This window comes from Gracilibacillus sp. HCP3S3_G5_2, assembly GCF_052063305.1.
Lineage (GTDB): Bacteria > Bacillota > Bacilli > Bacillales > Amphibacillaceae > Gracilibacillus.
On the sequence record NZ_JBQHXU010000006.1, the window covers coordinates 13,030 to 38,209 of the forward strand.

A 25,180-nucleotide genomic window follows, 5' to 3' on the forward strand; every position below is an offset into this window, starting at 1 on the left:
CTGTTTCATTTTAGATTCCCTTCCTGATCGAATTCGAGATCATATAGACCAGATAATTTCTCCAGACTATTATGTTTTTCCACATCTTCTAACATATTTTCCGAAACTGCTATCTCACCAATTTCCAATGTGTTTTTGATCCGAACAACTCTTGCTTTCGTAAAATCTAAAATATTGCAAGTTTTAATGGCAGCTTGAATAGCTGTTTTATCATTTGGCATAGCTGTTGAAATATGTGTAGGGCCAACTACTGTCGAGGTTAATCCATTGGCATAGGTTGCTTCCCGATCCATTTTATCTACTAGCTTTTGTGTGGTGAAATCAGCTGTTCCTACACCATTGGCATTTCCTTCTGTTTCCTTGGTTAAATCTAAGACGACCATTTTAGTTACCTCTGGTCCACCATATGCATATGGCGTAGGATAACGTCCGGTAATATTCGGGTCCATTCCATCCCCACTAATGTTTTTACCAATTTCATCGATAATGAGTACATCTATCTGGTCAAAATATAGCTTTGGTAATGATTTCTTGGCAAGCTTTTGCAGCTCTGGCTCACGTTCTTCTATTTCATTTGGTAAAAGAACCTCTAATTTTGCAACTTTATCAAATGCATTTTCTACTGTTGCCACAGCAAAAAGGATCGGCATTTTGTCCATGATAATTTTTGCCATAGCCGGGACATGCTCAGCCATATGTTTGAATCCTAATTGATGACAAGCTTCCGCTCCTTTTTGCTTTCCCAAACCGATGCTAATCATTTTCATAATACCGCTTTCAACAGGACCACGGAAGGCAGTATGTGGTTTTACACGGTTAATGACAACAATTCCATCTGCTTCTGAAGCTATTTTATCAATATAAATAGGTAATCCATTCTCTAACTCATCGATTTTAATAACTTCCATTGAGGAACGGATTTGCGCTCCTACTGCCTCTTCTTTCACACCTAGATGCTCGAGTACAGCTTTTTGTCCAGGACCTGTTGCACCACCATGGCTGCCCATACATGGTACGATAAAAGGCTTGGCGCCATGTTTTTTAAGGAAATCTATCGTTACTTTCGTTGTCTCCACAAGACGATCGAGTCCTCTACTTCCTACGGCAACTGCTATTTCCATGCCCGGTTTAATCTCGTTAGCTAAGCCTTTTTGGTTTAATTGTTGATTCAATACAGGCCCCAAGTCATCGATTTGTTGACTATCAAAGGATTGTTTTACTTTCATCATTTTGGGAATTGGAATATCCTGAACCAATTCATGTAAAATTCCCATCCGGTTCACTCCTCCTTCATTCAAGGTGATAACGCTTACTATGATTACTTACAAAATACAGACGACCAATTTTATAAATACCAATTGCTAGTAGTCTAAAACAACAACTGTGCAACATAGACAGTGCACGTGACAGTGAGCATGCTTGCTACAGTAGAAAACAATACTGTTTGTGCTGCTAAATCGGGATGGCTTTTATATTCTTCTGCAATAACAGCACTGTTAACCGAGGTAGGCATTGCTGAAGCAATCAATAACGCTTGCGCCATCATACCTTCAAGTTGAAAAAGACTAATAATAAGAAATGCAACAAGCGGGCCACCAATCAAGCGTACGGTAATGCTTGCATAAACCGTAGATAACCCTCTTCTGAACTTCATTCGAGCAACCTGTGCACCTAAGGTAATTAAAGCGAGTGCTATCATAGCATCAGCTATGTAATTCGCTGACACCCAAATTGGTTCGGGAATCGAGATATTCCATGCATTCAACACAACTCCAGCGAGCATGGCGTATAAGACTGGCATTTTAAAATAACCTAAAGCTGCCTTCCACTTTCCATCTTTAGCTGCTCTTAGAGAAAAAATTCCGTAAGAAAAAAGAAAGATATTCTGTAGAGTTAATACAATAACTTGAATTGACATGGCAAATGGATCACCACGAAAAACTAAATCATTTACTGGTACACCGTAATTGCCTGAATTAAAAAACATCACACTATTAGTGAATGTCGTTCTTTTGCCACCTTTTATCTTCATTAACTTGGCAATTAGTTGTGTTGTTAAATAGAGTAAAAATACTAATAATAAGAAAAAGCCTAACACATGAGCAAAGAGCTGAATACTAAAAGTTGCTTCATATAATCTTGTAAAAATAAAACCTGGCACGACAAAATAAATATTTAATTTCGCCAATGTCGATATATCTAATGTGAATTTAAGATGTAAATAAAACCCAATTGCCAACAAAATAAAAATAGGGAGAATTACATCTTTAAAGATGACGAAAAACTCTGTCAAATGCTCACTCCCTTTTATAACAACGTTGTTATTCCGATTTTATCACATAAGCATAAAAAATGGAATATAGTTTTTCATTCCTTCCAAAGAATAGTACGAGAAAAAACTAATTCCATGCAAACAATGGTTACTTCATGACCAAAGAAAAAAGCTGTCCATAAGTCATTAATAAAAACTTATGTAACAGCCCCAGTTCTCTTGGTTATTCCGTGACATTTATTGCTTGTTCTTGTGCCTTCAAACATAGTTCTGCTGCTTTGAATGCATGTTTTTGTGTCATGGCATTTTCGGTCCGATGGATACAATCTTTAATCAATTCACCAAAGAATGGGAAACCTACTTTTCCATTCAGGTCAAAATGTTTTTCGCCTTCCTGATTGACAAGATAAAGCTGATTTCCACCTTTATCAGTTGCTATGTCAACATATTTACGGATCTCAATTGTCCCTTCCGTACCAACAATAAACATCCGTCCATCTCCCCAGGTACTTAAACCATCTGGTGTAAACCAATCAACCCGGAAAAATTGCGTAGCACCATTGTTGCCAACCAATGTCGCATCACCATAATCCTCCAGTTCAGGGTATTCCGGATTATGGTAATTACCGACTTTACTGTGGAGTACTTCTGCGTCTTCACAACCAGTATAAAATAAAAATTGCTCTATTTGGTGGCTACCTATATCGCACAATATTCCACCATACTTTTCTTTTTGAAAAAACCAATCCGGCCGACTAGGTGCATTTAGTCGATGAGGACCAAATCCTGTAACTTGAATAACTTTACCTATTGCACCTTGCTCAATGAGCTCTCCTGCAAAAACGGCACTCTCAACGTGGAGGCGTTCACTGTAATAAACCATATATTTTCGTCCCGTTTCTTCCACTACCTTCTTCGTTTCTTCTAATTGTTCGAGCGTTGTGAATGGTGTTTTGTCTGTGAAGTAATCTTTCCCCGCTTGCATTACTCGATTGCCTAATGCACTTCTCTCAGATGGAACAGCTGCTGCTGCTACAAGCTTCACTTCCTGATCATCTAATAGTTGATCTAATGACTCTGCTTGCTTAGCCTGTGGAAATTTTTCCAGAAAATGATCGACCTTTTGCTGGTCAGGATCATAGACCCACTTTAAAGTAGCGCCCGCTTCCACCAATCCATTACATTGACCAAAGATATGTCCGTGATCCAATCCGGCTGCTGCAAAGACAAACTCTCCATCTTTCACAACGGGATTCGGTTTACCCTTTGGTGCATAATTCATACCATCTGCTTTACTCATTTTCCTAACACTCCTTACATCTAGTAATCTACTAACCATTGTAAGTGTTTTCAATTAATTTTTCTAATAATACCCTCAGAGTTGATCATTGTAAAGTTCCATTTTCATCGTTCGTTTTGCTTCCGACGATTCTCTTATTAAATGAACCATTTCCATAGAAATTTGAGCATCATGAGCATGAATATACTCATGACCGTTCTGGATAATTGTTTGATAAAATTGGTCAATTAATTTGACATGACTTGCTCCATAATAAAACTTTGAACCTGACAATTTCCGGTCTTCTTTCAATTTAACATTCTGCCCATTCTCATTGGTCATAGTTAATATACTGTCTTTTATTGTTAGTGTTGCTTTTTCCATGATAAGCTGAAATTCAACCGCTGAATTCTCGGCATTGGAATTAGTAGCAAAAAAAAGGCCGGTTGCACCATTTTGAAATGTAATATGAGCAGTTGCTGTATCCTCGATATCATATCCATAGTCTAATAATTGGTCAATCGAACCGCGAATACGATCAATTTTGCCACCAAACCATTGTAACAGGTCTAGTGTATGAATCGATTGATTAATCATTACACCGCCACCAGCAGTTTTCATTGAGCAACGCCAAGGTTTTGTCTCGTAATACGATTGAGGACGGTGCCATGTAACGATTCCTTTTAAACCTTTCACTTCGCCATATATACCACTAGACACAATAGATGCTAATTCTTCTACAGTTTCATTAAGACGATTTTGTAGACTGATACCAATTTTTATTTCGGGATGTTTTTCTTCCAATTCTACAATGGCACGACTATCTGTTAAATTATGGGCAAGCGGCTTTTCTAACAGCACATGCACACCATTCTCAACAGCTGATTTTGTTGCTGGATAATGCAAGTAATGTGGTAAGCAAATATGGACACAATCAAGTACCTCTTCCTTTAACATCACCTGATAATCTGTGTAAAAAGGTAGACCAGGCACATTCACTTGCAGAGATGAATTAATATCACAAACTGCAGTTAATACCGCATGTGGACTTTCATTGATTGCTGACAAATGAATCTTGGAAATATCACCAAGACCGATGATTCCGACTCGCAACACACGATCACAACCTTTTATGAATGAATGTTCGATCCATTTTCTTGTTCTCTTCGTTTGTTTAACTCTTCCACATATTGATTTTCATCAATTGGCAAGGATATTTCTTTATTTAACCAACTTGATAAGTGCATCGCATTTGCGAGTTCCACTCCATTAATTCCGTCACTTCCCGGAGCAATTAAAGGCGTTCCATCTAGAATGTTGGCAGCAAAGTTTTCTAATACAGCAGCATGTTGACCGCCCCACACACTATCAAACTCCAATACTTCCTCTTGATAGATTGCTTCTGGACCTTCTCCTTGCAATAATTGTGCTACTTCTTGCATCGACATTGTGTCGCTCATTTCCTTTTCTGATTTATTCAACCGTTTAACCGTTACTTTTTTACTGTTATCCACAATAATTTTTCCTCGATCACCGTGAATTTCCAAGCGGTCGGTTCCCATTACATCATGAGTACAAGTAATAAATACACCAGTTGCTCCATGACCGTAATCCAAAATCGTTGTGACATCATCCTCTACCGGGATATCACGTTGATAGCCGTATTGTGCTTTTGTATAGAGTTTTTCCGGCATACCGCAGATCCATTGTAATAAATCAATTTGATGTGGTGCCTGGTTTACTAAAACACCTCCACCCTCTCCATCCCATGTTGCACGCCATGAGCCTGCATCATAATAACCTTGTGGACGCCACCACGTTGTAATAATCCAATTTGTTCTTCTAATACGACCGATTTCTTGATTATTTACGATCTCTTTTACCTTTTGATAAAGTGGATTTGTCCGCTGATTAAACATAATCGCATAGGTTAGATCTGGTTTAGTTTTAGCAAATTCATTGATTTCTCTTACTTGCTTGGTGTATACACCAGCTGGTTTTTCTAGTAGTGCATGAACATTCCGTTCAAGTGCTTCTATCCCCATTTCCGGATGTAAGTAATGTGGGACACATGTTACAATCGCATCAACATCCCCACTATTTAACATTTTAATATAATCTTGATAAAATGGTACACTTGGATATTCCTGATCAGCTCGCTTTCTCTTCTCTGGATCAATATCACATATTGCACCAAGTTCCATATTGCTTATTTGACCTTCATTAATCATATTTGCGTATGCCCCACCTTGCTGCCCTAAACCGATAATTCCTAGTCTTACTTTTGACATTGCACTTCACTCCTTTTATATAATCCAAGAAATCGTCATTTTTTGACATCCTTCTACTTTGACAATTGGTGATACAGAGACAAAGGGCAATTTTATTGTATGGTAAGTGGTCAAATAATAAAATAGCTAAGATTGTTCTATTTTGTATGGAATTTGACTCAGATTGTACTGAAGTCGGAGTATGTGCAATCGGAAGACTGCAATTTTTGACATCGATAACTAAACGCTCTCGCGTAGAAGCAATTCTTACATCACGCTACTCTTTTTGTCATCGATCCATCAATATTTTTATTTTTCGCTAATAATCTTTATTGTTTAGCCGATAATATAATAAATGTCATTTCTCCTACTAACAAACCGCCAAACCAAGTGAACAGAGTTTGTTTTTCATTCATCTTCCTTTTCATGGCAATTCCGTAATGTCTGAAAGGGTTTTCTTTACGAAACATTACCTTATTTACAACATACATACTTGTATACTTGTTTTTAGTACAAATTCCTCAATATAAAATAAAAGGAGTAACAAAAGTGCCAAACGAAACATTTTTTAATTTGCCAAAGGAAAAGAAACAAAAATTATTAGACTCTCTTTATCGGGAATTTTCAAATGCCCCCTTAGCTAAAGCGTCTATTGCTAATATAATAGAATATGCAGAAATTCCTCGAGGCAGCTTTTATCAATATTTTACAGATAAAGAGGATGCTTATTTTTACATTTTCAAACAGCAAACAAGCTTGGCTATGGAAAAATTCATTTATATTCTTCAGAGTAATGAAGGGGATCTTTTTAATACCTGTATGGAATTTTATCGTCTAATTGTCGTTGAACAGGAACGTTTATCGTTTTTCCGTCATGCTTTACTAAATATGGACTACAGAATCGAAGAGGAATTATCCAGTATTTTTGCTAGTACACAACAGCTTGAGCATTTTCATCAAGTCCAAAGCCAGTTAGATTTCTCTTCTTTGAAAGTTACTAATGAAGAGGAATTATATCAATTATTAAAAATGATTTCTGCCGTTACCATTCGGAATATTATTGAAGCTTTCTCAAAAGATCTTCCATTGGATGATGCTATTCATAATTATCAAGCCCAACTACAATTCATTAAACATGGTGTGTTACAATAAAGTCATTCCTATAATAGCTAAAAGCCGAGAAGGAGGATTGTACAGACAATGAAAGCGATAGAACATTTCCGGATAGTAGGTATTATCGAAGGTACCTCACTTGTACTCTTACTCTTCTTGGCAATGCCGTTAAAATATTGGGCCGGCCTTCCTGAAGTAGTCACTGTTGTCGGAGCTATCCATGGTATATTATTTATTATCTACATACTATTTACCTTGTACACTACTTATAAAGTACGCTGGTCCCTTCGCTGGTTTTTTAGCGCTGTTGCAGTTGCTTTTATACCATTTGGGAATTTCGTCTTAGATAAACGGCTACAAGCAAAATATAGCTAAAGTGAAGAGGATACTCTTACTCTAGCTATATCTTGTTAACTGTAAGATCGAAAGTAGCTGATTAGACATATAGGCAGCACTATATTTAAACTCCTGATTAATCCATTCAATAATTAATCCCCAAATCGCATACGCTTGATAGCTTGCCAGTAAATTCCACTCAATCTCTTTTAGTTGCAGAGACTCTTCAACAACCTCGGCCATTAGATCTTTTAATTGCCTGCAAATTCGATTTTGTAATCCGACAAGCGCATTCGATTTCACTATAATGGTATAAAAATCCTTGTGACTTTGCACATGATCAAAGATTTTTATGGCAGAAACACTTAAATTATCAACTGATATATGCTCCCCTTTTTTATAAGGTTCTCGATAGGAATTGATTAAATCTTTGATTATGTCATCTACCATTTCTTCTAATAATTCTTCTTTATATTGGTAATGCTTATAGAAAGTACCTCTGTTCAAATTCGCCACCTGAACAATCTCTGTAACCGTAATTTGCTGAAGTGTTTTCTTCTTTAATAATGACATCAATGCATCCTTTAAAGACTGTTTTGATTTACGTACCCTTCTATCACTGTATTCATTCATTAACAATTCTCCTTTTTTTGTTTATTAATATACAGAAAATATACAAATTGCTTCCAGTTGTACTTAAATGAACAATAACCATTCGATTGATGATTGTATTCGCATTATGTTTCATATTATACTGTAGACAGATGTTGATTAACAAACATTTGTTTATTTAAAAGTAAGCGTTACAATCATAAATCCAAGGAGGAATGATGATGAAGTTAAAAGATAAAGTAGCGGTGATTACAGGGGCTGCATCCGGAATGGGAAAAGCCATTGCCCAACAATTCGCAGGTGAAGGTGCAGCCGTTGTACTAGCAGATTTAAATGCAGATGGTATAAAAAATCTTGCCGAAGAACTCACAAATTCTGGAGGAAAAGCAAAAGCTGTTGAAGTAAATATTGCCAATGCAGATGATATTGATCGCATGATCGATACTGCTGTCAACGAGTTTGGTACATTAGATATTCTGGTGAACAATGCTGGGATTATGGACGGCTTTGAACCTGTTGGGGAAGTGGACGATGACCGCTGGGATTTAATCTTTGACGTAAATACAAAAGGGGTTATGCGTGCAATGCGTAAAGCGATTCCGGTTTTTCTGGAGAAAGGAAAAGGGAATATCATTAATACAGCGTCTTCAGGCGGCTTAAATGGAGCTCATGCTGGTGCAACATATACAGCTTCCAAGCATGCTGTCATTGGTTTAACAAAAAATACAGCGCATATGTATGCCCAAAAAGGAATCCGCTGTAACGCGATAGCACCAGGAGCAGTGCAAACGAACATCCAAGGATCGATGAAAAATATCAGTGAATTTGGAATGGAACGAACAAAATTAGCGCAAAGTCTCATTCCAAACATTGGAACTTCAGAAGATATAGCTAATATCGCATTATTTTTAGCTTCTGAAGAATCCAAATTCGTAAACGGCACAACTATAACCGCTGATGGTGGTTGGACTTCCGCCTTCTAATACTTTGATTTATCGCCATTTCCACCTTTTCAGGAAATGGCGATTTACTGTTAATCATAATCACTACTTTTCCTCATATAATGAAATAGCAGCTAAGAACGGAGGGCAAGTAGATGAAAATTTCTGTCAGACAAGGCGATACATTTTGGAATTATAGTCAATTATTCGGTGTTCCACTTCCTATAATCATAGCTTCTAACCGTCAACTTAACCCTAATCAACTAATGATAGGACAAGAAGTTAACATTCCTGGTTATCAATCCACACCTTATACGGTAAATATAAACGATACTTTTTGGTCGATTGCGCAAGCTCATCAAATCTCATTAGAGCTTTTAATTCGGGTAAATCCAGGAATCCAACCAAACCAGCTGCAAATTGGGCAAACAATTACTGTTCCTCGCCGTGTTACGTCCCCAATCATTAGCGACGTAAATAACTACACCTATGAGAAAATGATGTCAGACATCCAACAGCTTATAGAGCTTTATCCATTTATTCTGCAGCAAACGATCGGTCATTCCGTATTAGATAAAGATATTGTGGAGTTGCAAATAGGTACTGGTGTAAGACAAAAGCATATAAATGGATCTTTTCACGCGCAAGAATGGATTACTACCCCAGTTATTATCTTATTTCTTAATGAATATGCTTTAGCATTGACTAATAATGCACCAATACGCGGACTGGAAATGCTAACTTACTTTGAAAATAACACACTTTCACTTGTACCGATGGTTAATCCAGATGGAGTTAACCTTGTGATTAACGGTGCAGAAGCAGCAGGAACACAACAAGATTTTGTACTGTCCCTCAATAATGGAAATATCGATTTCTCAGGTTGGAAGGCAAATATTAATGGGGTGGATCTTAATAATCAATATCCAGCATTATGGGAAGTAGAAGCTGCTAGGAAACCTGACTCGCCTGCGCCAAGAGATTTCCCAGGATATACTCCTTTATCTGAACCTGAAGCAATTGCTATGGCAGACTTAGCCCGAGAAAGGTCATTTGAAATCGTCAACGCTTTTCATACACAAGGAGAAGTAATCTTTTGGGGATTTCAAGGATTAGAACCTCCAGAATCGGAAACGATTGTTCGGGAGTTTAGTCGTGTTAGCGGATATGAGCCGATACAATATGTGGACAGTTTTGCCGGATACAAGGATTGGTTTATCCAGGAATTTCGTCAACCTGGTTACACCGTTGAATTAGGGTCAGGGGTCAATCCTCTTCCTATTAGTCAATGCGATGAGATTTATCAGGAGACATTAGGAATTATGTTAGCCACTTTATATATGTAAGAAAAGCCGTGTTTACTCAACACGGCTTCTTGACTTCATTATACAAATTTTACAATATCGTCAAAGGGACGTCTGCTTTTCTCTCGAGGATCCTCTATACGATAACCGAATGCTGCCATCACAGAAATTGAAAAACTGTCATCTTCTAAAAGCCCTTCTTCACGTAATAATTCGTTCATTTCCTTCAATGGAAAGCCTTCGATAGGACAGGAATCGATTCCTATTTGTGCAGCAGCTGTCATCATGTTTGCTAAGGCAATATACGTTTGCTTAGATGCCCAATCTAACATACGGCGGTCATCTGCCAATAGATCAAAATCTTCCTTTTGGAAGTTTTCAATCATCGGTAATAATCCTTGTAATGCTTCATCAGGGTATTGATGTACATTCTTGTAATGATCAAGCAGATATTCAGCATTATATTTCGTATCCTTTGCTGTTCTAGCCAAGAATATAACGAAATGACTGGTATCCATTATCTTTCCTCTTGCTCCCCATGACGTATTTTTAATTTTTTCACGTAACTCCGGACTTTGAACAACTAAAAATCTCCATGGCTCAATGCCAAATGAACTTGGGGATAAGTGTCCTGCTTCTAGTATAAAGCGAAAATCCTCTTCACTAATTTCTTTTGCCGGATCAAACTTCTTTGTTGCATGGCGAAAATGCATTGCTTCGATTATGTCCTTTTTGATTTTATTTTTATCCATTGTGTCTGTCACCTCCAAATACTTCTCCCCTATTATACGAATCAAGTGTATAAGTACATAATATTTTGCATGTTATTGTTAAACGTAGAGCAAATTGAAAGAATCAAAAAAGTGATGTTATTATGAAAAGCCTCACGATGAAAGTTATCGCGGATCTTTTTATTTCCATATTTTTTTATCTTTGTAAGAGCTCATACTTTGCACGAGCAATTTATTTCGCTTTTTATTACAACTATTCATTTTGGATATATCTCGTTTGTTGGTTGTGTTCCAGTGCTTTTAATCTCAAAATATGGTTGAATTATTTTATTCATTGCGAGTGTTCTTTTCTCTAAACCCTATCTAGGATAACAGAGTACTAAAAAGAACGAGCTTCCAAATCATCATAAGTAGTTGTTTCATTATTACCTAAAAACACAGAGTACTAAAACCTGGAACTGGCTTTGCACGTGGTGTAGACGGTCTCATTACTACCTAAAAACACAGAGTACTAAAACAAATGGATAAAGATAGATATTCAGCGGTTTGTCTCATTACTACCTAAAAACACAGAGTACTAAAACAACTTACGAAGCATCCACAACCACCAATATGTCTCATTACTACCTAAAAACACAGAGTACTAAAACAAGATACTCCCGTGTTTCCCTAGCGCTTGGTCTCATTACTACCTAAAAACACAGAGTACTAAAACACTCACATATTTTAATTTTTCCCCTTTAAGGTCTGTCTCATTACTACCTAAAAACACAGAGTACTAAAACTAGATGAAGTCATGGAAACGCACAAAACATGTCTCATTACTACCTAAAAACACAGAGTACTAAAACTAGATACGGTTAATGCATCACTTAACGGTGGTCTCATTACTACCTAAAAACACAGAGTACTAAAACTTCGTGCGTGCTATGCAACATTGGTGCGCGGTCTCATTACTACCTAAAAACACAGAGTACTAAAACACTCGACGAAACGCGGATAGAAGTTGTGGAGTCTCATTACTACCTAAAAACACAGAGTACTAAAACTGGATGACATTCCAGCAACATTTGCAAAGTGTCTCATTACTACCTAAAAACACAGAGTACTAAAACATGGTGAGCTAAAAGCGACATCAAGAAAGTGTCTCATTACTACCTAAAAACACAGAGTACTAAAACAACCAGATACCTGCTTCGATTAACACTATGTCTCATTACTACCTAAAAACACAGAGTACTAAAACGTCGTTAAACCCTTTAATAACAGTTGCCCTGTCTCATTACTACCTAAAAACACAGAGTACTAAAACACCTGTAGTCGCGGACAAATCTAATATTTCGTCTCATTACTACCTAAAAACACAGAGTACTAAAACCTCCGCCACCATGCCATTTACCTTCTTTTGGTCTCATTACTACCTAAAAACACAGAGTACTAAAACGTATACCGATAATTTCTGCAAGTGGTGATGGTCTCATTACTACCTAAAAACACAGAGTACTAAAACTCTAAGTGATACCTTCTATGCACAAGATTGGTCTCATTACTACCTAAAAACACAGAGTACTAAAACATCCGGTTGCACCATGTTTTACAACTCCTTGTCTCATTACTACCTAAAAACACAGAGTACTAAAACATAGATAGTGGTTGAAGCGTGATTCGAAATGTCTCATTACTACCTAAAAACACAGAGTACTAAAACGCGGTTCATTTCCAAGACTTCAAGACCCCTGTCTCATTACTACCTAAAAACACAGAGTACTAAAACATAGAAAGAGGTTAGGACATCATCCACTTCGTCTCATTACTACCTAAAAACACAGAGTACTAAAACAAGCGAAATACTGTGGTTTGTCTTTCTTTTGTCTCATTACTACCTAAAAACACAGAGTACTAAAACACAATTCCACCAGAACATCTTTAACACTTTGTCTCATTACTACCTAAAAACACAGAGTACTAAAACACAACTACGTTATTTCCGATAAGATTTCCTGTCTCATTACTACCTAAAAACACAGAGTACTAAAACTGAACCATTCGTCAAAAATAGTAGGATCTGGTCTCATTACTACCTAAAAACACAGAGTACTAAAACTAATGATTGCTTTAACGAATTTATCGGGCGGTCTCATTACTACCTAAAAACACAGAGTACTAAAACGAGTTGGAAAGGTCGGTTAACGTAGTTGTTGTCTCATTACTACCTAAAAACACAGAGTACTAAAACGCTTCAGACAGTGAAAAATTAGATGGTTTGAGTCTCATTACTACCTAAAAACACAGAGTACTAAAACTAATGCCTTTTAGCGCATTCTCGGTTTTGTGTCTCATTACTACCTAAAAACACAGAGTACTAAAACGAATCTAATTATGAAACAAAGCAAGAGACCGTCTCATTACTACCTAAAAACACAGAGTACTAAAACACGGTTTATGAAGAAGAAATGCAGCAAAGAGTCTCATTACTACCTAAAACACAGAGTACTAAAACCAAAGGTGACGCCGACGCAACGGCAAGCAAGTCTCATTACTACCTAAAAACACAGAGTACTAAAACCCGCTACAATCGAACCGACCTATCGGGGCGGTCTCATTACTACCTAAAAACACAGAGTACTAAAACATATTCTAGGTATTTTTGTTTTACCTTTTTGTCTCATTACTACCTAAAAACACAGAGTACTAAAACTGTCTGTATAAACGAATACCGTTGTTTTATGTCTCATTACTACCTAAAAACACAGAGTACTAAAACTCTCTAGTTGATTTATTATGTGTTTTATTTGTCTCATTACTACCTAAAAACACAGAGTACTAAAACGATGTCATAGAACACACAACAAGAGAACATGTCTCATTACTACCTAAAAACACAGAGTACTAAAACATTCCGCATCATACCCGATTTCATCCATGGGTCTCATTACTACCTAAAAACACAGAGTACTAAAACGCATGCACAAGTTGTTTTTAATCCACGCCTGTCTCATTACTACCTAAAAACACAGAGTACTAAAACTCCCAAACTCTGGTACAAAGTACATTTGTTGTCTCATTACTACCTAAAAACACAGAGTACTAAAACCCTTGATAATTAATTTCCAATCCAATACTTGTCTCATTACTACCTAAAAACACAGAGTACTAAAACAGTGGGAATAGTTGGATAAATGAAAGGACCGTCTCATTACTACCTAAAAACACAGAGTACTAAAACATTTTGGGTTGGACTTTGGTTATGTTAATGGTCTCATTACTACCTAAAAACACAGAGTACTAAAACCACCTCCGCCACCGATAATACATCTATTCAGTCTCATTACTACCTAAAAACACAGAGTACTAAAACCTCTAATGAAAATATATCAAATTTTTTCATAAAGTTCCATGACATACTCATAAACCGGCTTATACATTTGGTTATCATCTAGATTTAATGAAAATTTATATTTCATCTTATACATAAGTGAACTAAAAACATATAAATCTATAGATTTAAATAAAACCACATCAGCATCTTGAAAGTTTGATAATTTCGGTTCCAATTCAAAAACATCAGCATACCTATATAAAATTGACATCACACTCTTTTGAAGGTCTAAATAATCAAAATTAACCGGGCTATTCCACTCTAATTCTTCAATAAACTGAGGGCTAAATATTTGCTTACTTTGAATAAAATAATTCATTCCTGACATTTCTTTAGTTAAAAATTGTTTCGACTTAGTAATAACGAAAACTGGTATTGTTTTGCTAAATATTTGTAATAATTTATACATTTCTTTTTGCTCTTTTGGACTCAAGTAAGTCTCTGGATAATAAAAAAATACGATAACAGGTTGTTTTAAGTTATTAATTAAATATCTATTTAATATTGGTAACAGTAGTTTATTTTGATGCATAAATTGATTTGTCTCACCCATCATATTTAATCCAATATCTATTTCAAGTAACTTTACAATGGAATCATATGTTAAAAGTTTGGGCTTCACCGGCAATTCTGAGATAGATTCTTCAACTAGATCTTCAAGCAATACATTAATATTATTTATATAGCCATCTGCTTCAATATTATTTAAAAAGCTTTGTTTCACCTGCCCTTTCAATAAGGACTTAGAACCCAACTTTGTTTCTTCCAATAGTGAATCGTTTGTGAAAGTAATAGCATGAAAACGAGCAGTAGACAACTCTTCATAACCGTTATCAATATCTACTATTTTTAATTCATTTTTTGCTTTACTTCTTGGCTGAAAATATTCTATTAAAGGCAGGATAAGGGAACGTTCATCCGTTGTGTAATTGACAAATAAAGAGCTGTACTGACTTATATTAATATCATATTCATAAACACCTTTTCGAACTAATAATCGTAGTTGCATAAATACACCTCCTTAAAATTCTATTGTTCTGTTTTCCCCTAAGATTTCTAAATTCTTATCCTCTTCACCTACTAGAACTTTCATCTTTTCAAATTGTTTTTCTGTGATTATAATTGACCTTACATGACCATCAAGTGGTAGAAAGCGTTTCACCAAATTAATCGTACCTTCTGCTGCTTCTTTATTTAAACATGACTTAACGTATATAGAGTACTGCATCATTAAAAAACCATGTCTAATTAGTTCTTTCCGAAATTTCGTATAAGTTCTCCTTTGTTTCTTTGTTTCTACTGGTAAATCAAACATTATCATTACTCTCACAAATCTAAGACTCATGTAATACTATTTTTTCTAGGCTAGGCAATTGGATCTTTTCTGATTTACCAGTTTCAAAGAATTCTAAAAAGGAGTCTATCGAAATTTCTATTGCTCTAATAAACGTTTGCATTTTATTATTTATTAAAATTTTAGCATGTAGCAAATTGATTAACTGAATACGATAATCTTTTGTTAAATACCCCTCTGGTGGATGTTTTACCACATAATAGTCAATGATTGGTCGAAATGGCTCAATTATATCTGAAGCTAGATTATGAACGTTTCTCTCTCCTTTATGATAAATTCCCAATCCTGGAATAAGTCCCTTTGCAACAATAGTCCGTGCTATTGCTGAATGAGCTATAGCATAACCATAGTTAAGCGCAGCATTTTCAATATAGTTTGGATTACTTCTCGTATAATTTTCATCGAAAAAACTATTAAAGTAAATTCTAGCAGCTTGTCCTTCAATATTACTTTTATCTCCATTATCAACGTTTGACGCTAATTCTTGTAATTTAGCAGTTCTATGTGCCTCTATATGATTTCTTCGCATTACTTCTGCTTGATTAACTATCTTTTTCTGAATAATCTCTTTCCACAATTCGCCTTTTAACTCTTTGTTCCAATTTAACTGTTTCATCATTTGCCGATATTGCTGTGTGTGACCAGTAACTGGTTGAATAACACATTCAGGTAAATACTTTTGGTTGCATAACAAAACTAAAATATTATTCTTAGATAACTCAATCATCAATCGGCTTGTTAATTTGCATGTTAAATCTTCTATGACTATAGCGAAAATATCACGTAAAGGTATCTTTAACTCATCATCTGATTTCTTCACTTTCAAGTTATCCAACTGTAAGGACAACTGATCGACATTGGAAATATGAATGATTCTCCAGCCCATAAAATCTCCCTTTAATAGTTATTTTTTATAAAAGAATTTACTATTTTCCTCGTTTTTATATCTTTGTCCAAGTATATCAACTTGTATTTTTTTGAATGTTTTTATATTTTTACCTATATTTTTAGTTATTCTATTGTTAGTTATATTATTTTGTTTGCAATATTCTCTATAATCATATTTGACCTTATTTAATTCAATCGTGTTTCGATTATCGTTATTTACTCCTATTAGCCTGTATTCTGTACCATCAAGAACGAGCAAGTCATTCTTATACAAACTGAATAAAAAGTTTTCCTTATTCTGTATCTTTTTATTTTCTAATTTCTCACTATAAGCATTTGCGTCAACCCTAAAACCATCTTTTTCCTCAAATAAATCGCTATATCTAATAGTTATAAATTTATAAATTCCATTTTCATTAAATACATCCATTCTAAACGGCTTTAGTGATAAGTTAACCACTTTTTTATCTTTCACCTTGTACTTATGTGAAACATCATAGTGTTCGTTTAATCTTTTCCCATAATATTTTATAGATTTAATTACAGGTCCATTTCCTCTTTTACTATATTTTTTCAAATATAGATTTTCCTCCTCAAAATATTGATGCAATGGATTTTTCGCTTCACTATATTGCTCAAAAATAAGTTCCAATTTTTCAAACGTCTGTGGATCATGATGATACATTAATATATCTTCAGGGTTCTTTTTTATTATCTTTTTTAATTTATCATTATCTGCATCGTAGATACCCTTAATTTTATTTATTACATATTCTTGATCATCTTTAATCCTTGTTGAAAATAGAGTATCGTTCATTAACTGACGATTAGGTTTCATATCCACTTTATGAGAATATTTATAACCTTTAAAGTTTTTGATAGCTTTAATCTTATTAATCTTTTCTGTAAAAGCTGCATTAAATTGATCTTCAGATAAAATTTCTCCAGTTTCTGTATCAAGCATGTTATCATTTGCATAAACTAAGTGATCCGCTTTAAAAGATTTTTTATACTCAAATATATGATTTGCCATTGCAACAATTAAAGCATCTTCCGCATGGTGCTTGAAATCTGCACCACGATCCTTATTAAAATCCCAAATTTTTCTGAGATAGTTAGTAAACGATCCATTTATAGATTTGATTTTTACATTTTGGTTATTTGTTACAAAAAATTGTTGCAATGTATTTAAAATTTCCCTGGTAACATATCTTGTGTCCACTAAGTTTCGATTAATAAAATCTTTTTGTACCGAAAATTTGTTTATATCACGTTCTTCTAGTAAATATTCTTTTTTCTTACGAGATACTTTTTGTGAAGACTTGGCTAATTGCAGAACATTTGCCTTGAACTTTTCATATGTTACAGATGTTTTATTGGATCGAAAATATTGAAATGGTGTAAGGTTTCCTTTCTTTTGGTTTTCTTCTTTTCGTACTAATACTTTGTTATTTTGAGAGTCATCAAATGAAACAGATCTAGGTATAATATGATCAATTTCATAATGTTGGGGATTATTCATTAAATCTTCTATTGGAATTGGTTCAATAGAGTACATACAAAGACCATCTTGTAAGTGCCATAATCTAAGCATATTAAATAAACCTTTTGAAGGACTTAGATCCATTGCATCTAACTTTTCTCGAACTTGCTTATTAAGCATCGAATTTCTTTTATTCAGCTCATTTACAAATTTCTTCTTATCATCACTATTCTTTTCTCGAGCTAACTCAACAACTATTTCGCTTGGAACTCCATACTTCTTCATAACCGCATTTATAATTCGAACCGTTTGCTTGAAGGATCGTTTTACAACTGGAGAAAGGATATATTCATCTATTTGAGAATAAGGAATATATTTTTTATTTTCATAATCTACATCTTTAGGTTTATAACCTCTTTCAGTAATTAATTGCATTTGATTTTTAGTGGTTTCCCACAGATCCGGTAATAATTGATCTATCATTTTCAAACTTAATGAATGTGTCCCGCTATAATTCAAATCACTTATTTGATCAATTTCTTCTTCATTTAAAGGAAGATTGATATTTTCGAGTTCTTGTTTGATATCATTTTTAGACTGATAAATAGTGGCTAATTCTGCAATTTCGTCTAATGTATTGATTGATTCTAAGACAGTTGGTTTGCTAGTTATTTTTTTAATATCATGATAGGTGGATAACGAGGTGAATAACGGTTTTCCTTTTGTATCGATACGGAACCCTTTTATGTCATGTTCATTTACTTTTATTTCTTTTGCTATACGTTTTATAGATACAGATTTATTTTTCTTAAATAGATTTTCAATAACTGATTCTTTTTCTTCTTTTGTTAATTTTGTATTTTCCTCACGGTTTAAAACAAGATTGTTTAAATCATTTAATAGATTAAAAAGTTGAGCAGAGTGACACTCTTTTACAGCCCTCAATTCATCAGGAAAATAACTACACTTTCCCATCATTTTTTCATACCACTTTTTAATATCCTGATCCCAGCCATATTCACTTCCGTAACCAGGACCATCATAGTATTCACGTCTGTTTTCTAATAATTCAACATAGCTTTTAATAAATTCGTCTGTAATATGGACATTATTTAGCTTTTGTGTTTCTAACATTTTCGTAGCCTCTTTTACATAATCTGAAGTCCGAAAGCGATTTTTATACCCTCGTACTTGTCCTTCCCCCTCTAACCTTTCTACCTGAATTTCACATATATACTTATTTTCTAAAAACTTGTTATTTCGCTTAATTTGTTCGTACGTAGATAATTCATTTTTGTTTGCTTGGTCGTCTTCTACAACATCTAAGTTATGTATCCCTCTTCTTTTAGCTAAATGAATTAATGCAATTGTCAGCTCTTCATTAGAAAGCGTATTCATTAATCCTTTTACACGAATATGGTAAGGTGTTTCTTTATATTTTTGATAATTAACTGTCTCTTCCTTATTCCATATCCCATGCTCATGTAACAACTGATACACTCTCTCTATCCGATGACGTCTTCTTCTTAAGAGACGTCTTGTTCCCCGGTAACTACGGCGGTTTTCATTAACACTTTTGTCAGCCTCAGGAAACAATCTTACTCCTGCGTCAATTATATTCTGATTTTGATCAATTATACCCCAACCTACTGATCCAATACCAATGTCTAAACCTAGTACGAATGATTGATTCATTATTTAAACCTCCTAACTCATATTTTAGTACATTATAACTAATTTTAGACTATTTTACTATCTATTAGGTAAAATTATACAGAAAAAAAACACTTACCTATAAAAGATAAGTGTTTTTTTCAGACCCTACTAGAGTCAATTCCGGCATAAAGCCTTATTTTAGTAGATTCTGTGTTTTTGGTAGTAATACAACCCGTCGGTTGTTATGAGACAATTACAAATTAACATATTTTGTATTTCTTGTCAACTTTTTATGGCAACTTATTTCCCGCAACACGATATAAATCATACCATTCCTCACGTGTTAAATTCACTTCCGATGCTTTCGCAATAGCTTGTAAACGTTCTGGATTCATGGTTCCTACAATTGGCTGCATTCTAGCCGGATGGCGTAAAATCCATGCAATCGCAATCGCAGATTTAGTTACACCTTTCTTGTCTGCATATTGTTGTAATTTTTCGTTTAATACTGGGAATTGATCATTATCCACAAATACACCTTCAAAGAAACCATGCTGGAACGGAGACCATGGTTGAATTGTCATATCATGAAGACGACTGTAATCTAGTATTCCCCCATCACGAACAATTGCTGGATCATGCTCCATATTTACATTAAGGCCAGCATCAATCATCGGGGTAAACATCAAGCTCAGCTGTAACTGATTAGCAATCAAATCTTGCTCAACATATTTTTTCAATAATTCAATTTGCATCGGGTTATGGTTACTCACCCCAAAATGGCGAACCTTTCCACTAAGCTTCAACTCATTAAAAGCCTCTGCGACTTCTTCCGGTTCAACTAGTGTGTCAGGTCTATGTAATAAAAGCACATCAACATAATCAGTTTTCAACCGCTTCAAACTGCCTTCAACGGAGGAAATAATATGTTCTTTCGAAAAATCAAAAAAGCCGTTACGAATACCGCATTTCGTTTGAATCACCATTTTTTCACGAATGGACGGATTCATATTAATCGCATCAGCGAAAACCTCTTCTGATTTACCGCCACCATAAATATCGGCATGGTCAAACATATCTATTCCCAGTTCCAGTGCATTCTCAATCACTCGATTCGCGTCTTGTTTAGATAATTGATCCATTCGCATACAACCTAAAGAAATTTCACCGACTTGTAAACCGCTATTACCTAATTCAAGCTTCTTCATTACATCACCCCTTCTATCCATTTAGCCTCATTTTAGCATAGAGGTGAATTGTAAGCGATTATATTGCTTGTTGATACAATTCTACTATTCTTCTATGAAATAGTTGACTAAGCATAAGAAAGGCTCCCATCAAGAAAATTACATGATGGAAACCTTTCTTATAATCCTTGTTGCAATTATAAAATATCTAGACGAGCAACTAATGCCAAGAGTACTTGTAATAATACTTGTGCATTAACTGCAATATCAGTATCAGTTGTTGTTACCTTAACACCTCGTGAGTTTTCAACATACGTGTGCTGTTTATTCACTTGGCTTGATTTGATCTTTTCGTTAAGCTCCTGCGTAATTAGATCAGCTTTATCACTATCGGCAATAGAGATACTAATCACCAAAGCAATAGCAGCTTGAAGCCCTACTTGTACATTTAAGGCAGCCTGCGTATCAGTTGTCGTAACTTCCACATCACAGGAATCTTTTATAATAATGGATTCCCAAGACTGTTGTACTGATTTGATTTCTTGTCTCGCATCTTGTGTATCATCATCATCAAATGGATGACACATTTGAGGGTCTAATGCATTCCATTTTTTTGACTTCGTGTTTTTACCTGTACTATAAACAGGTCTTCCATCCGAGTATCTTATGTCTCTCATAGAAACACCCTTTCTAAGTTATATTATTAATTTATGAAAACTCGTTTTTCTTGGAAAGGCTAGTTAACTACCGTATTCTATAAATAATGAAAAAATCTAATTCTCATCCTTTTCAGTTGTTTTCTTCTGGAGAGACTGGACACTTTGTTTTAAATCTTCTATCAGTTTCTTTAATTCTTCTCTATCTTCCTCACTAAGGTTTTTGCTATCTAATTGGATATTGTGTCGTTTAAGTGTAGAACCTACAAGCATATCAACAATTTTCTCGGATGTATCCTTAAAATTTTTATTACTCACCTTTTCACCTCCCATAACTAATAACAAAATTCTTATAAAACTTACCTTGAAGAGAGCATAGAAGTTATAAGAGATTTTGCTGTATCCAGACAACATGCATGTTATTTATCTTTCCGTAATACACTATGTATTTTCTAATTTTAAGTAAGTGCCTTCACCTAATTTTTTTATCTTTTTAATTGCGCTCGAACATTCCCCAGTAATAACTTTGCTATTTTTTTGGGACAAGTATGGATCTTACATATTAAAAAGCCGACTGCATTTTTTAATCAGCCGGCTTTAACATTTAATTGACAAGAACGATTTTAGTAATGGTAGATTAAAATGTTACAAATTAACTATTTTTCCTTTAACAGATTGTCTTTCATGTATTTGTTTCATTGCAAATCTCGCTATTGGCTGTGCAAGCAACAACTCAATCCAAAAAGCTACACCAAAGTTTCTTGGCCAAGTATGAAAGAAGTTTTCAAATGGTTCAATAGTTATTTGTTTTGTACCTATCCAATTGCCTAGTATTGTTAGAAGAATGGATAAAACTGTCACATTTAATAAAATATTTAATAAAACTCTCGCATTAAATCCATCTGTTTTTCCTACGAGTTTGGGAATCACTTTTCCGACTAATGGTTCTGCAACTAATTTAACTAACAAAATAACGACAATCCACATTATTGGAATGATCTTTAATGTCTCTATATACACTTCTTTGCTGAAGCCACGTTCCAATCCCATAATAATCGGGGCGATCGTATTTACCGAAATAATAGAAATAATTAGTAAAAAGATAATACCTTCTTTTTTGCTTCTAGGAAGCCTTGCTTCTACATGCGTATTGTTTCTCATCTATAACATCCCTTCTTTGTAACACTCTGTTATTATAGCGAGATTAACAATTTTTCATAAGTGAACATTTGTGAACGATCTCTAGTACTGTTAAAATTACATATCTTATTTAAAAATGCATCATATAAAATAAAAAAACTGAACTCCTTCTCTTAGGAATTCAGCATTTTATGTGAGAATTGACTGGTATCGAACAACAGATTACCTCTCCATCGCTAGATACAATGCACCTTTCACACCTGCTTCATCTGTAAGTCCTGGTGGTACAATATAATTATCGATTTCTTTTTCTGTTAAATGTGGCGAGCTTACATACCCATTCAGCATTTCTAGAACATTTTTTCGGATCAAAGGAAAGAGCTGTTGTTGTTTCATAACGCCACCACCCATAATAATCCGTTCTGGTGATAAAATGTAAATATAAGTTGTCAATGCCTGTGCTAAATAAAAAGCTTCCATTTCCCACACTTTCTCGTCATCTGCTAATTCGTAGCCTTTTTTGCCCCATCTTTTTTCCAATGATGGGCCGGCCGCAACACCTTCGAGGCAGTCACCATGATAAGGACACGTTCCTTGGTATGAATCCTCGGAATGGCGGCGGACTTTAATATGACCCATTTCTGGATGAGACAGTCCTTTTAATGTTTGTCCATGGTAATAAGCCCCGGCACCAATACCAGTACCAACCGTAATATATAGACAAGTATCTACATCTGTAGCATTGCCCCATTTTGCTTCTGACATAGCCGCTACGTTCACATCTGTATCAATGATAACCGGTATACCTAAGCTATCTTTTAATTTAGCGCCTAACGGATAATCAACCCAGTCTGTTTTTGGTGTTTGCTGTAATTGACCAAACGCAGGACTTGTTTCATTAATATCAATCGGACCGAAGCCACCTAAACCAAGACGCTCAATCCCCTTTCCCTCAAAGAAAGCTAACACTTTTGGTACGGTAATATCTGGATGCTCTGTTGGAATTACTTCTTTTTCAAGTATGTCTCCTTGATCATTACCTACCGCCAAAACAAATTTTGTTCCCCCAGCTTCTATTGCACCTAACTTCACGAATGTTCCCCCCTAAATCTTCTGATTTAACGACCATATTGATAGGTTGCCTTCGCTTTGGTTCTCTGGTGTTGTACTAAAAATGTTCGTCAACAATTCTTGAGGAAGACAACTTCATAGCCATTGACAAATACTTCCAATTAAGTGATCAATAAAGAAAGGAAAATCTCCCACTTGTCCTTCCAGATCACCATTGTCAGATGCCGGCCGTATAAGTTTGATTTTCATATCAAAATCTATTGTAGCATAATCGAATATCGTAATATATCCTTTTTCTCCAGTATTTATTGGTGGATTTCTACTAGGTTTCATTAACAACTCCACCAAGTAAATCAATCTTTCTTTTTTCAAGAATATCCCTTCTTATAGATAACATGGTTATAATAGCCCCCTGAGCTAGTGTCTCCTATCTTCTTAGAATAAAAAACCGAAAAAAAGCTGCAATTAATCATTGACTTTTTTGTATTAAGGCATATAATTTAGATCAAGGAAACTTTTGTGTGTTAGTCTATTTTTTTGCTCTGAAAGTTTCCTTCAAGAAACTTTATTAGAGGTGGATAAAATGACAAAAAGATGGTTTGTAGGATTTGTTTTCATTTTACTTCTACTCAGTGCATGTGGAGCAAATGATACTAGCAGTGACGCTAAAGAAATTCAAGTTGTATCAACAATTGCCCAAATAGCAGATGTAGTAGAAAATGTTGGCGGCAATCTAGTGGAAGTGGAAAGTTTAATGGGGTCAGGAGTAGATCCACATTTATACAATGCTGTACAGAGCGATATCGAAAAATTAGATAGTGCAGATATTATTTTTTATAACGGTTTAAATCTGGAAGGCCAAATGGATGAAATATTTAAACAAATGAATGATCTAAAACCAACTATAGCTGTTGGGGAGCAAATAGATGAAACAAAATTATTGGCAGACCCTGAAAGTGACAAGGTCTATGATCCACATATTTGGTTTGATATGTCAATCTGGAAAGATGTCGTGCAGATAGTAGCAGATGAACTCAGCAATTTGGCACCAGAGCATGAAGAACAATTCCAAGCAAATGCGGATCAATACCTGCAACAATTATCGGAGACAGAATTATATCTTGAAGAAAAAATTACTGAAATCCCAGCAGAAAGTCGAGTACTTGTCACTGCACATGATGCCTTCCATTATTTTGGGGTGCGGTACGGCTTCGAAGTAGTTGGTTTACAAGGACTTAGTACAGAATCTGATTACAGTGTCAGTGATCTAAATAAAATTATTGACTTAATAATCGATCGCAACATAAAAGGAGTATTTATAGAAAGTAGTGTATCTGAACGTTCCATTCAAGCAGTGGTAGAAGGTGCACAGGAGAAAGGACATACTGTACAAATTGGTGGAGAACTTTTCTCTGATGCAATGGGAGAAGAAGGTACAGAAGAGGGTACTTATATCGGAATGGTGAAACATAATATTGACACAATTGTCGAGGTGTTAAAATAGGAGG

The 25,180-nt window shown here is 35.0% G+C and carries 22 protein-coding genes and 2 CRISPR repeat arrays; of the genes, 5 read left to right on the forward strand and 17 right to left on the reverse strand.

Annotated elements, in window-relative coordinates; all coding sequences use genetic code 11:
* Positions 1–5 precede the first annotated feature (5 nt).
* The 5 genes from ACTNEP_RS10210 to ACTNEP_RS10230 all read right to left on the reverse strand — a co-directional run bounded on the left by ACTNEP_RS10210 (position 6) and on the right by ACTNEP_RS10230 (position 5,842).
* The gene (locus ACTNEP_RS10210; RefSeq protein WP_441161842.1) at positions 6–1,274 is read right to left on the reverse strand and encodes a lactate racemase domain-containing protein; all 1,269 of its coding nucleotides are present in this window, start codon (positions 1,272–1,274) and stop codon (positions 6–8) included.
* 95 nt (positions 1,275–1,369) lie between these two features.
* The gene (locus tag ACTNEP_RS10215) at positions 1,370–2,293 is read right to left on the reverse strand and encodes an AEC family transporter (RefSeq protein ID WP_441161843.1); all 924 of its coding nucleotides are present in this window, start codon (positions 2,291–2,293) and stop codon (positions 1,370–1,372) included.
* Between the two features lie 202 nt (positions 2,294–2,495).
* Positions 2,496–3,572 carry a Gfo/Idh/MocA family protein gene (locus tag ACTNEP_RS10220; protein ID WP_441161844.1) on the reverse strand — a complete coding sequence of 359 codons (1,077 nt, stop codon included), beginning with the start codon at positions 3,570–3,572 and terminating at the stop codon, positions 2,496–2,498.
* A gap of 75 nt (positions 3,573–3,647) precedes the next feature.
* The gene (locus tag ACTNEP_RS10225) at positions 3,648–4,667 is read right to left on the reverse strand and encodes a Gfo/Idh/MocA family protein (protein WP_441161845.1); all 1,020 of its coding nucleotides are present in this window, start codon (positions 4,665–4,667) and stop codon (positions 3,648–3,650) included.
* A 14-nt stretch (positions 4,668–4,681) separates the two neighbouring features.
* Complete coding sequence (locus ACTNEP_RS10230; RefSeq protein WP_441161846.1) at positions 4,682–5,842, reverse strand: Gfo/Idh/MocA family protein; 1,161 nt, start codon at positions 5,840–5,842, stop codon at positions 4,682–4,684.
* Between the two features lie 528 nt (positions 5,843–6,370).
* On the opposite strand from ACTNEP_RS10230, the gene ACTNEP_RS10235 reads away from it, so the two are divergent.
* Both ACTNEP_RS10235 and ACTNEP_RS10240 read left to right on the forward strand, forming a co-directional pair.
* A complete protein-coding gene (locus ACTNEP_RS10235; protein ID WP_441161847.1) occupies positions 6,371–6,973 on the forward strand; it encodes a TetR/AcrR family transcriptional regulator in 603 nt (200 codons plus the stop codon).
* Positions 6,974–7,021: 48 nt separating this feature from the next.
* Entirely contained in the window at positions 7,022–7,309 is a 288-nt protein-coding gene (locus tag ACTNEP_RS10240) for a DUF3817 domain-containing protein (RefSeq protein ID WP_441161848.1), read from the forward strand.
* A 21-nt stretch (positions 7,310–7,330) separates the two neighbouring features.
* Here ACTNEP_RS10240 and ACTNEP_RS10245 read toward each other — a convergent pair whose 3' ends face one another.
* Positions 7,331–7,903 (reverse strand): TetR/AcrR family transcriptional regulator, encoded by a 573-nt coding sequence (locus ACTNEP_RS10245; RefSeq protein ID WP_441161849.1) that lies wholly within the window; start codon positions 7,901–7,903, stop codon positions 7,331–7,333.
* Positions 7,904–8,103: 200 nt separating this feature from the next.
* Between ACTNEP_RS10245 and ACTNEP_RS10250 the strand changes: the two genes are divergently transcribed.
* On the forward strand, positions 8,104–8,865 hold the full coding sequence (locus tag ACTNEP_RS10250; protein ID WP_441161850.1) for an SDR family oxidoreductase: 762 nt from the start codon (positions 8,104–8,106) through the stop codon (positions 8,863–8,865).
* Positions 8,866–8,978: 113 nt separating this feature from the next.
* Entirely contained in the window at positions 8,979–10,169 is a 1,191-nt protein-coding gene (locus ACTNEP_RS10255) for a M14 family metallopeptidase (RefSeq protein ID WP_441161851.1), read from the forward strand.
* Between the two features lie 38 nt (positions 10,170–10,207).
* Here the strand turns inward: ACTNEP_RS10255 and ACTNEP_RS10260 are convergent, their stop codons facing one another.
* The 11 genes from ACTNEP_RS10260 to ACTNEP_RS10310 all read right to left on the reverse strand — a co-directional run bounded on the left by ACTNEP_RS10260 (position 10,208) and on the right by ACTNEP_RS10310 (position 24,044).
* On the reverse strand, positions 10,208–10,879 hold the full coding sequence (locus tag ACTNEP_RS10260; RefSeq protein ID WP_441161852.1) for an NAD(P)H-dependent oxidoreductase: 672 nt from the start codon (positions 10,877–10,879) through the stop codon (positions 10,208–10,210).
* A 395-nt stretch (positions 10,880–11,274) separates the two neighbouring features.
* Positions 11,275–13,294: a CRISPR direct-repeat array (repeat unit 36 nt; unit sequence GTCTCATTACTACCTAAAAACACAGAGTACTAAAAC).
* Between the two features lie 94 nt (positions 13,295–13,388).
* Positions 13,389–14,216: direct repeats of the CRISPR family, unit length 36 nt; unit sequence GTCTCATTACTACCTAAAAACACAGAGTACTAAAAC.
* Between the two features lie 16 nt (positions 14,217–14,232).
* Complete coding sequence (locus ACTNEP_RS10265; protein ID WP_441161853.1) at positions 14,233–15,246, reverse strand: hypothetical protein; 1,014 nt, start codon at positions 15,244–15,246, stop codon at positions 14,233–14,235.
* A 12-nt stretch (positions 15,247–15,258) separates the two neighbouring features.
* Positions 15,259–15,558 (reverse strand): CRISPR-associated endonuclease Cas2, encoded by a 300-nt coding sequence (gene cas2 / locus ACTNEP_RS10270; protein ID WP_441162120.1) that lies wholly within the window; start codon positions 15,556–15,558, stop codon positions 15,259–15,261.
* Positions 15,559–15,571: 13 nt separating this feature from the next.
* Positions 15,572–16,477 (reverse strand): type II CRISPR-associated endonuclease Cas1, encoded by a 906-nt coding sequence (gene cas1 / locus ACTNEP_RS10275; protein ID WP_441161854.1) that lies wholly within the window; start codon positions 16,475–16,477, stop codon positions 15,572–15,574.
* 18 nt (positions 16,478–16,495) lie between these two features.
* On the reverse strand, positions 16,496–19,657 hold the full coding sequence (cas9, locus tag ACTNEP_RS10280; protein ID WP_441161855.1) for a type II CRISPR RNA-guided endonuclease Cas9: 3,162 nt from the start codon (positions 19,655–19,657) through the stop codon (positions 16,496–16,498).
* 251 nt (positions 19,658–19,908) lie between these two features.
* Complete coding sequence (locus tag ACTNEP_RS10285) at positions 19,909–20,826, reverse strand: aldo/keto reductase (RefSeq protein ID WP_441161856.1); 918 nt, start codon at positions 20,824–20,826, stop codon at positions 19,909–19,911.
* 176 nt (positions 20,827–21,002) lie between these two features.
* Positions 21,003–21,482: a spore coat protein gene (locus tag ACTNEP_RS10290; RefSeq protein ID WP_441161858.1), complete on the reverse strand. Its 480-nt coding sequence runs from the start codon at positions 21,480–21,482 to the stop codon at positions 21,003–21,005.
* Between the two features lie 96 nt (positions 21,483–21,578).
* A complete protein-coding gene (locus tag ACTNEP_RS10295; RefSeq protein WP_441161859.1) occupies positions 21,579–21,779 on the reverse strand; it encodes a hypothetical protein in 201 nt (66 codons plus the stop codon).
* A gap of 327 nt (positions 21,780–22,106) precedes the next feature.
* Positions 22,107–22,622: a hypothetical protein gene (locus ACTNEP_RS10300; RefSeq protein WP_441161860.1), complete on the reverse strand. Its 516-nt coding sequence runs from the start codon at positions 22,620–22,622 to the stop codon at positions 22,107–22,109.
* A gap of 201 nt (positions 22,623–22,823) precedes the next feature.
* On the reverse strand, positions 22,824–23,693 hold the full coding sequence (locus tag ACTNEP_RS10305) for an ROK family protein (protein WP_441161861.1): 870 nt from the start codon (positions 23,691–23,693) through the stop codon (positions 22,824–22,826).
* Between the two features lie 114 nt (positions 23,694–23,807).
* Positions 23,808–24,044 (reverse strand): hypothetical protein, encoded by a 237-nt coding sequence (locus tag ACTNEP_RS10310; protein ID WP_441161862.1) that lies wholly within the window; start codon positions 24,042–24,044, stop codon positions 23,808–23,810.
* Between the two features lie 211 nt (positions 24,045–24,255).
* Here ACTNEP_RS10310 and ACTNEP_RS10315 point away from each other — a divergent pair, with 211 nt between their 5' ends.
* Positions 24,256–25,176: a metal ABC transporter solute-binding protein, Zn/Mn family gene (locus tag ACTNEP_RS10315; protein WP_441161863.1), complete on the forward strand. Its 921-nt coding sequence runs from the start codon at positions 24,256–24,258 to the stop codon at positions 25,174–25,176.
* Positions 25,177–25,180: the final 4 nt, after the last annotated feature.

Bases quoted from the DNA above. Each gene is read 5' to 3' on its own strand.
- ACTNEP_RS10210 (WP_441161842.1), bottom strand. From the start codon at position 1,274: ATGGGAATTTTACATGAATTGGTTCAGGATATTCCAATTCCCAAAATG.
- ACTNEP_RS10220 (WP_441161844.1), bottom strand. From the start codon at position 3,572: ATGAGTAAAGCAGATGGTATGAATTATGCACCAAAGGGTAAACCGAAT.
- ACTNEP_RS10230 (WP_441161846.1), bottom strand. From the start codon at position 5,842: ATGTCAAAAGTAAGACTAGGAATTATCGGTTTAGGGCAGCAAGGTGGG.
- ACTNEP_RS10240 (WP_441161848.1), top strand. From the start codon at position 7,022: ATGAAAGCGATAGAACATTTCCGGATAGTAGGTATTATCGAAGGTACC.
- ACTNEP_RS10245 (WP_441161849.1), bottom strand. From the start codon at position 7,903: ATGAATGAATACAGTGATAGAAGGGTACGTAAATCAAAACAGTCTTTA.
- ACTNEP_RS10250 (WP_441161850.1), top strand. From the start codon at position 8,104: ATGAAGTTAAAAGATAAAGTAGCGGTGATTACAGGGGCTGCATCCGGA.
- ACTNEP_RS10255 (WP_441161851.1), top strand. From the start codon at position 8,979: ATGAAAATTTCTGTCAGACAAGGCGATACATTTTGGAATTATAGTCAA.
- ACTNEP_RS10260 (WP_441161852.1), bottom strand. From the start codon at position 10,879: ATGGATAAAAATAAAATCAAAAAGGACATAATCGAAGCAATGCATTTT.
- ACTNEP_RS10265 (WP_441161853.1), bottom strand. From the start codon at position 15,246: ATGCAACTACGATTATTAGTTCGAAAAGGTGTTTATGAATATGATATT.
- cas2 (WP_441162120.1), bottom strand. From the start codon at position 15,558: ATGATAATGTTTGATTTACCAGTAGAAACAAAGAAACAAAGGAGAACT.
- cas1 (WP_441161854.1), bottom strand. From the start codon at position 16,477: ATGGGCTGGAGAATCATTCATATTTCCAATGTCGATCAGTTGTCCTTA.
- cas9 (WP_441161855.1), bottom strand. From the start codon at position 19,657: ATGAATCAATCATTCGTACTAGGTTTAGACATTGGTATTGGATCAGTA.
- ACTNEP_RS10285 (WP_441161856.1), bottom strand. From the start codon at position 20,826: ATGAAGAAGCTTGAATTAGGTAATAGCGGTTTACAAGTCGGTGAAATT.
- ACTNEP_RS10290 (WP_441161858.1), bottom strand. From the start codon at position 21,482: ATGAGAGACATAAGATACTCGGATGGAAGACCTGTTTATAGTACAGGT.
- ACTNEP_RS10300 (WP_441161860.1), bottom strand. From the start codon at position 22,622: ATGAGAAACAATACGCATGTAGAAGCAAGGCTTCCTAGAAGCAAAAAA.
- ACTNEP_RS10315 (WP_441161863.1), top strand. From the start codon at position 24,256: ATGACAAAAAGATGGTTTGTAGGATTTGTTTTCATTTTACTTCTACTC.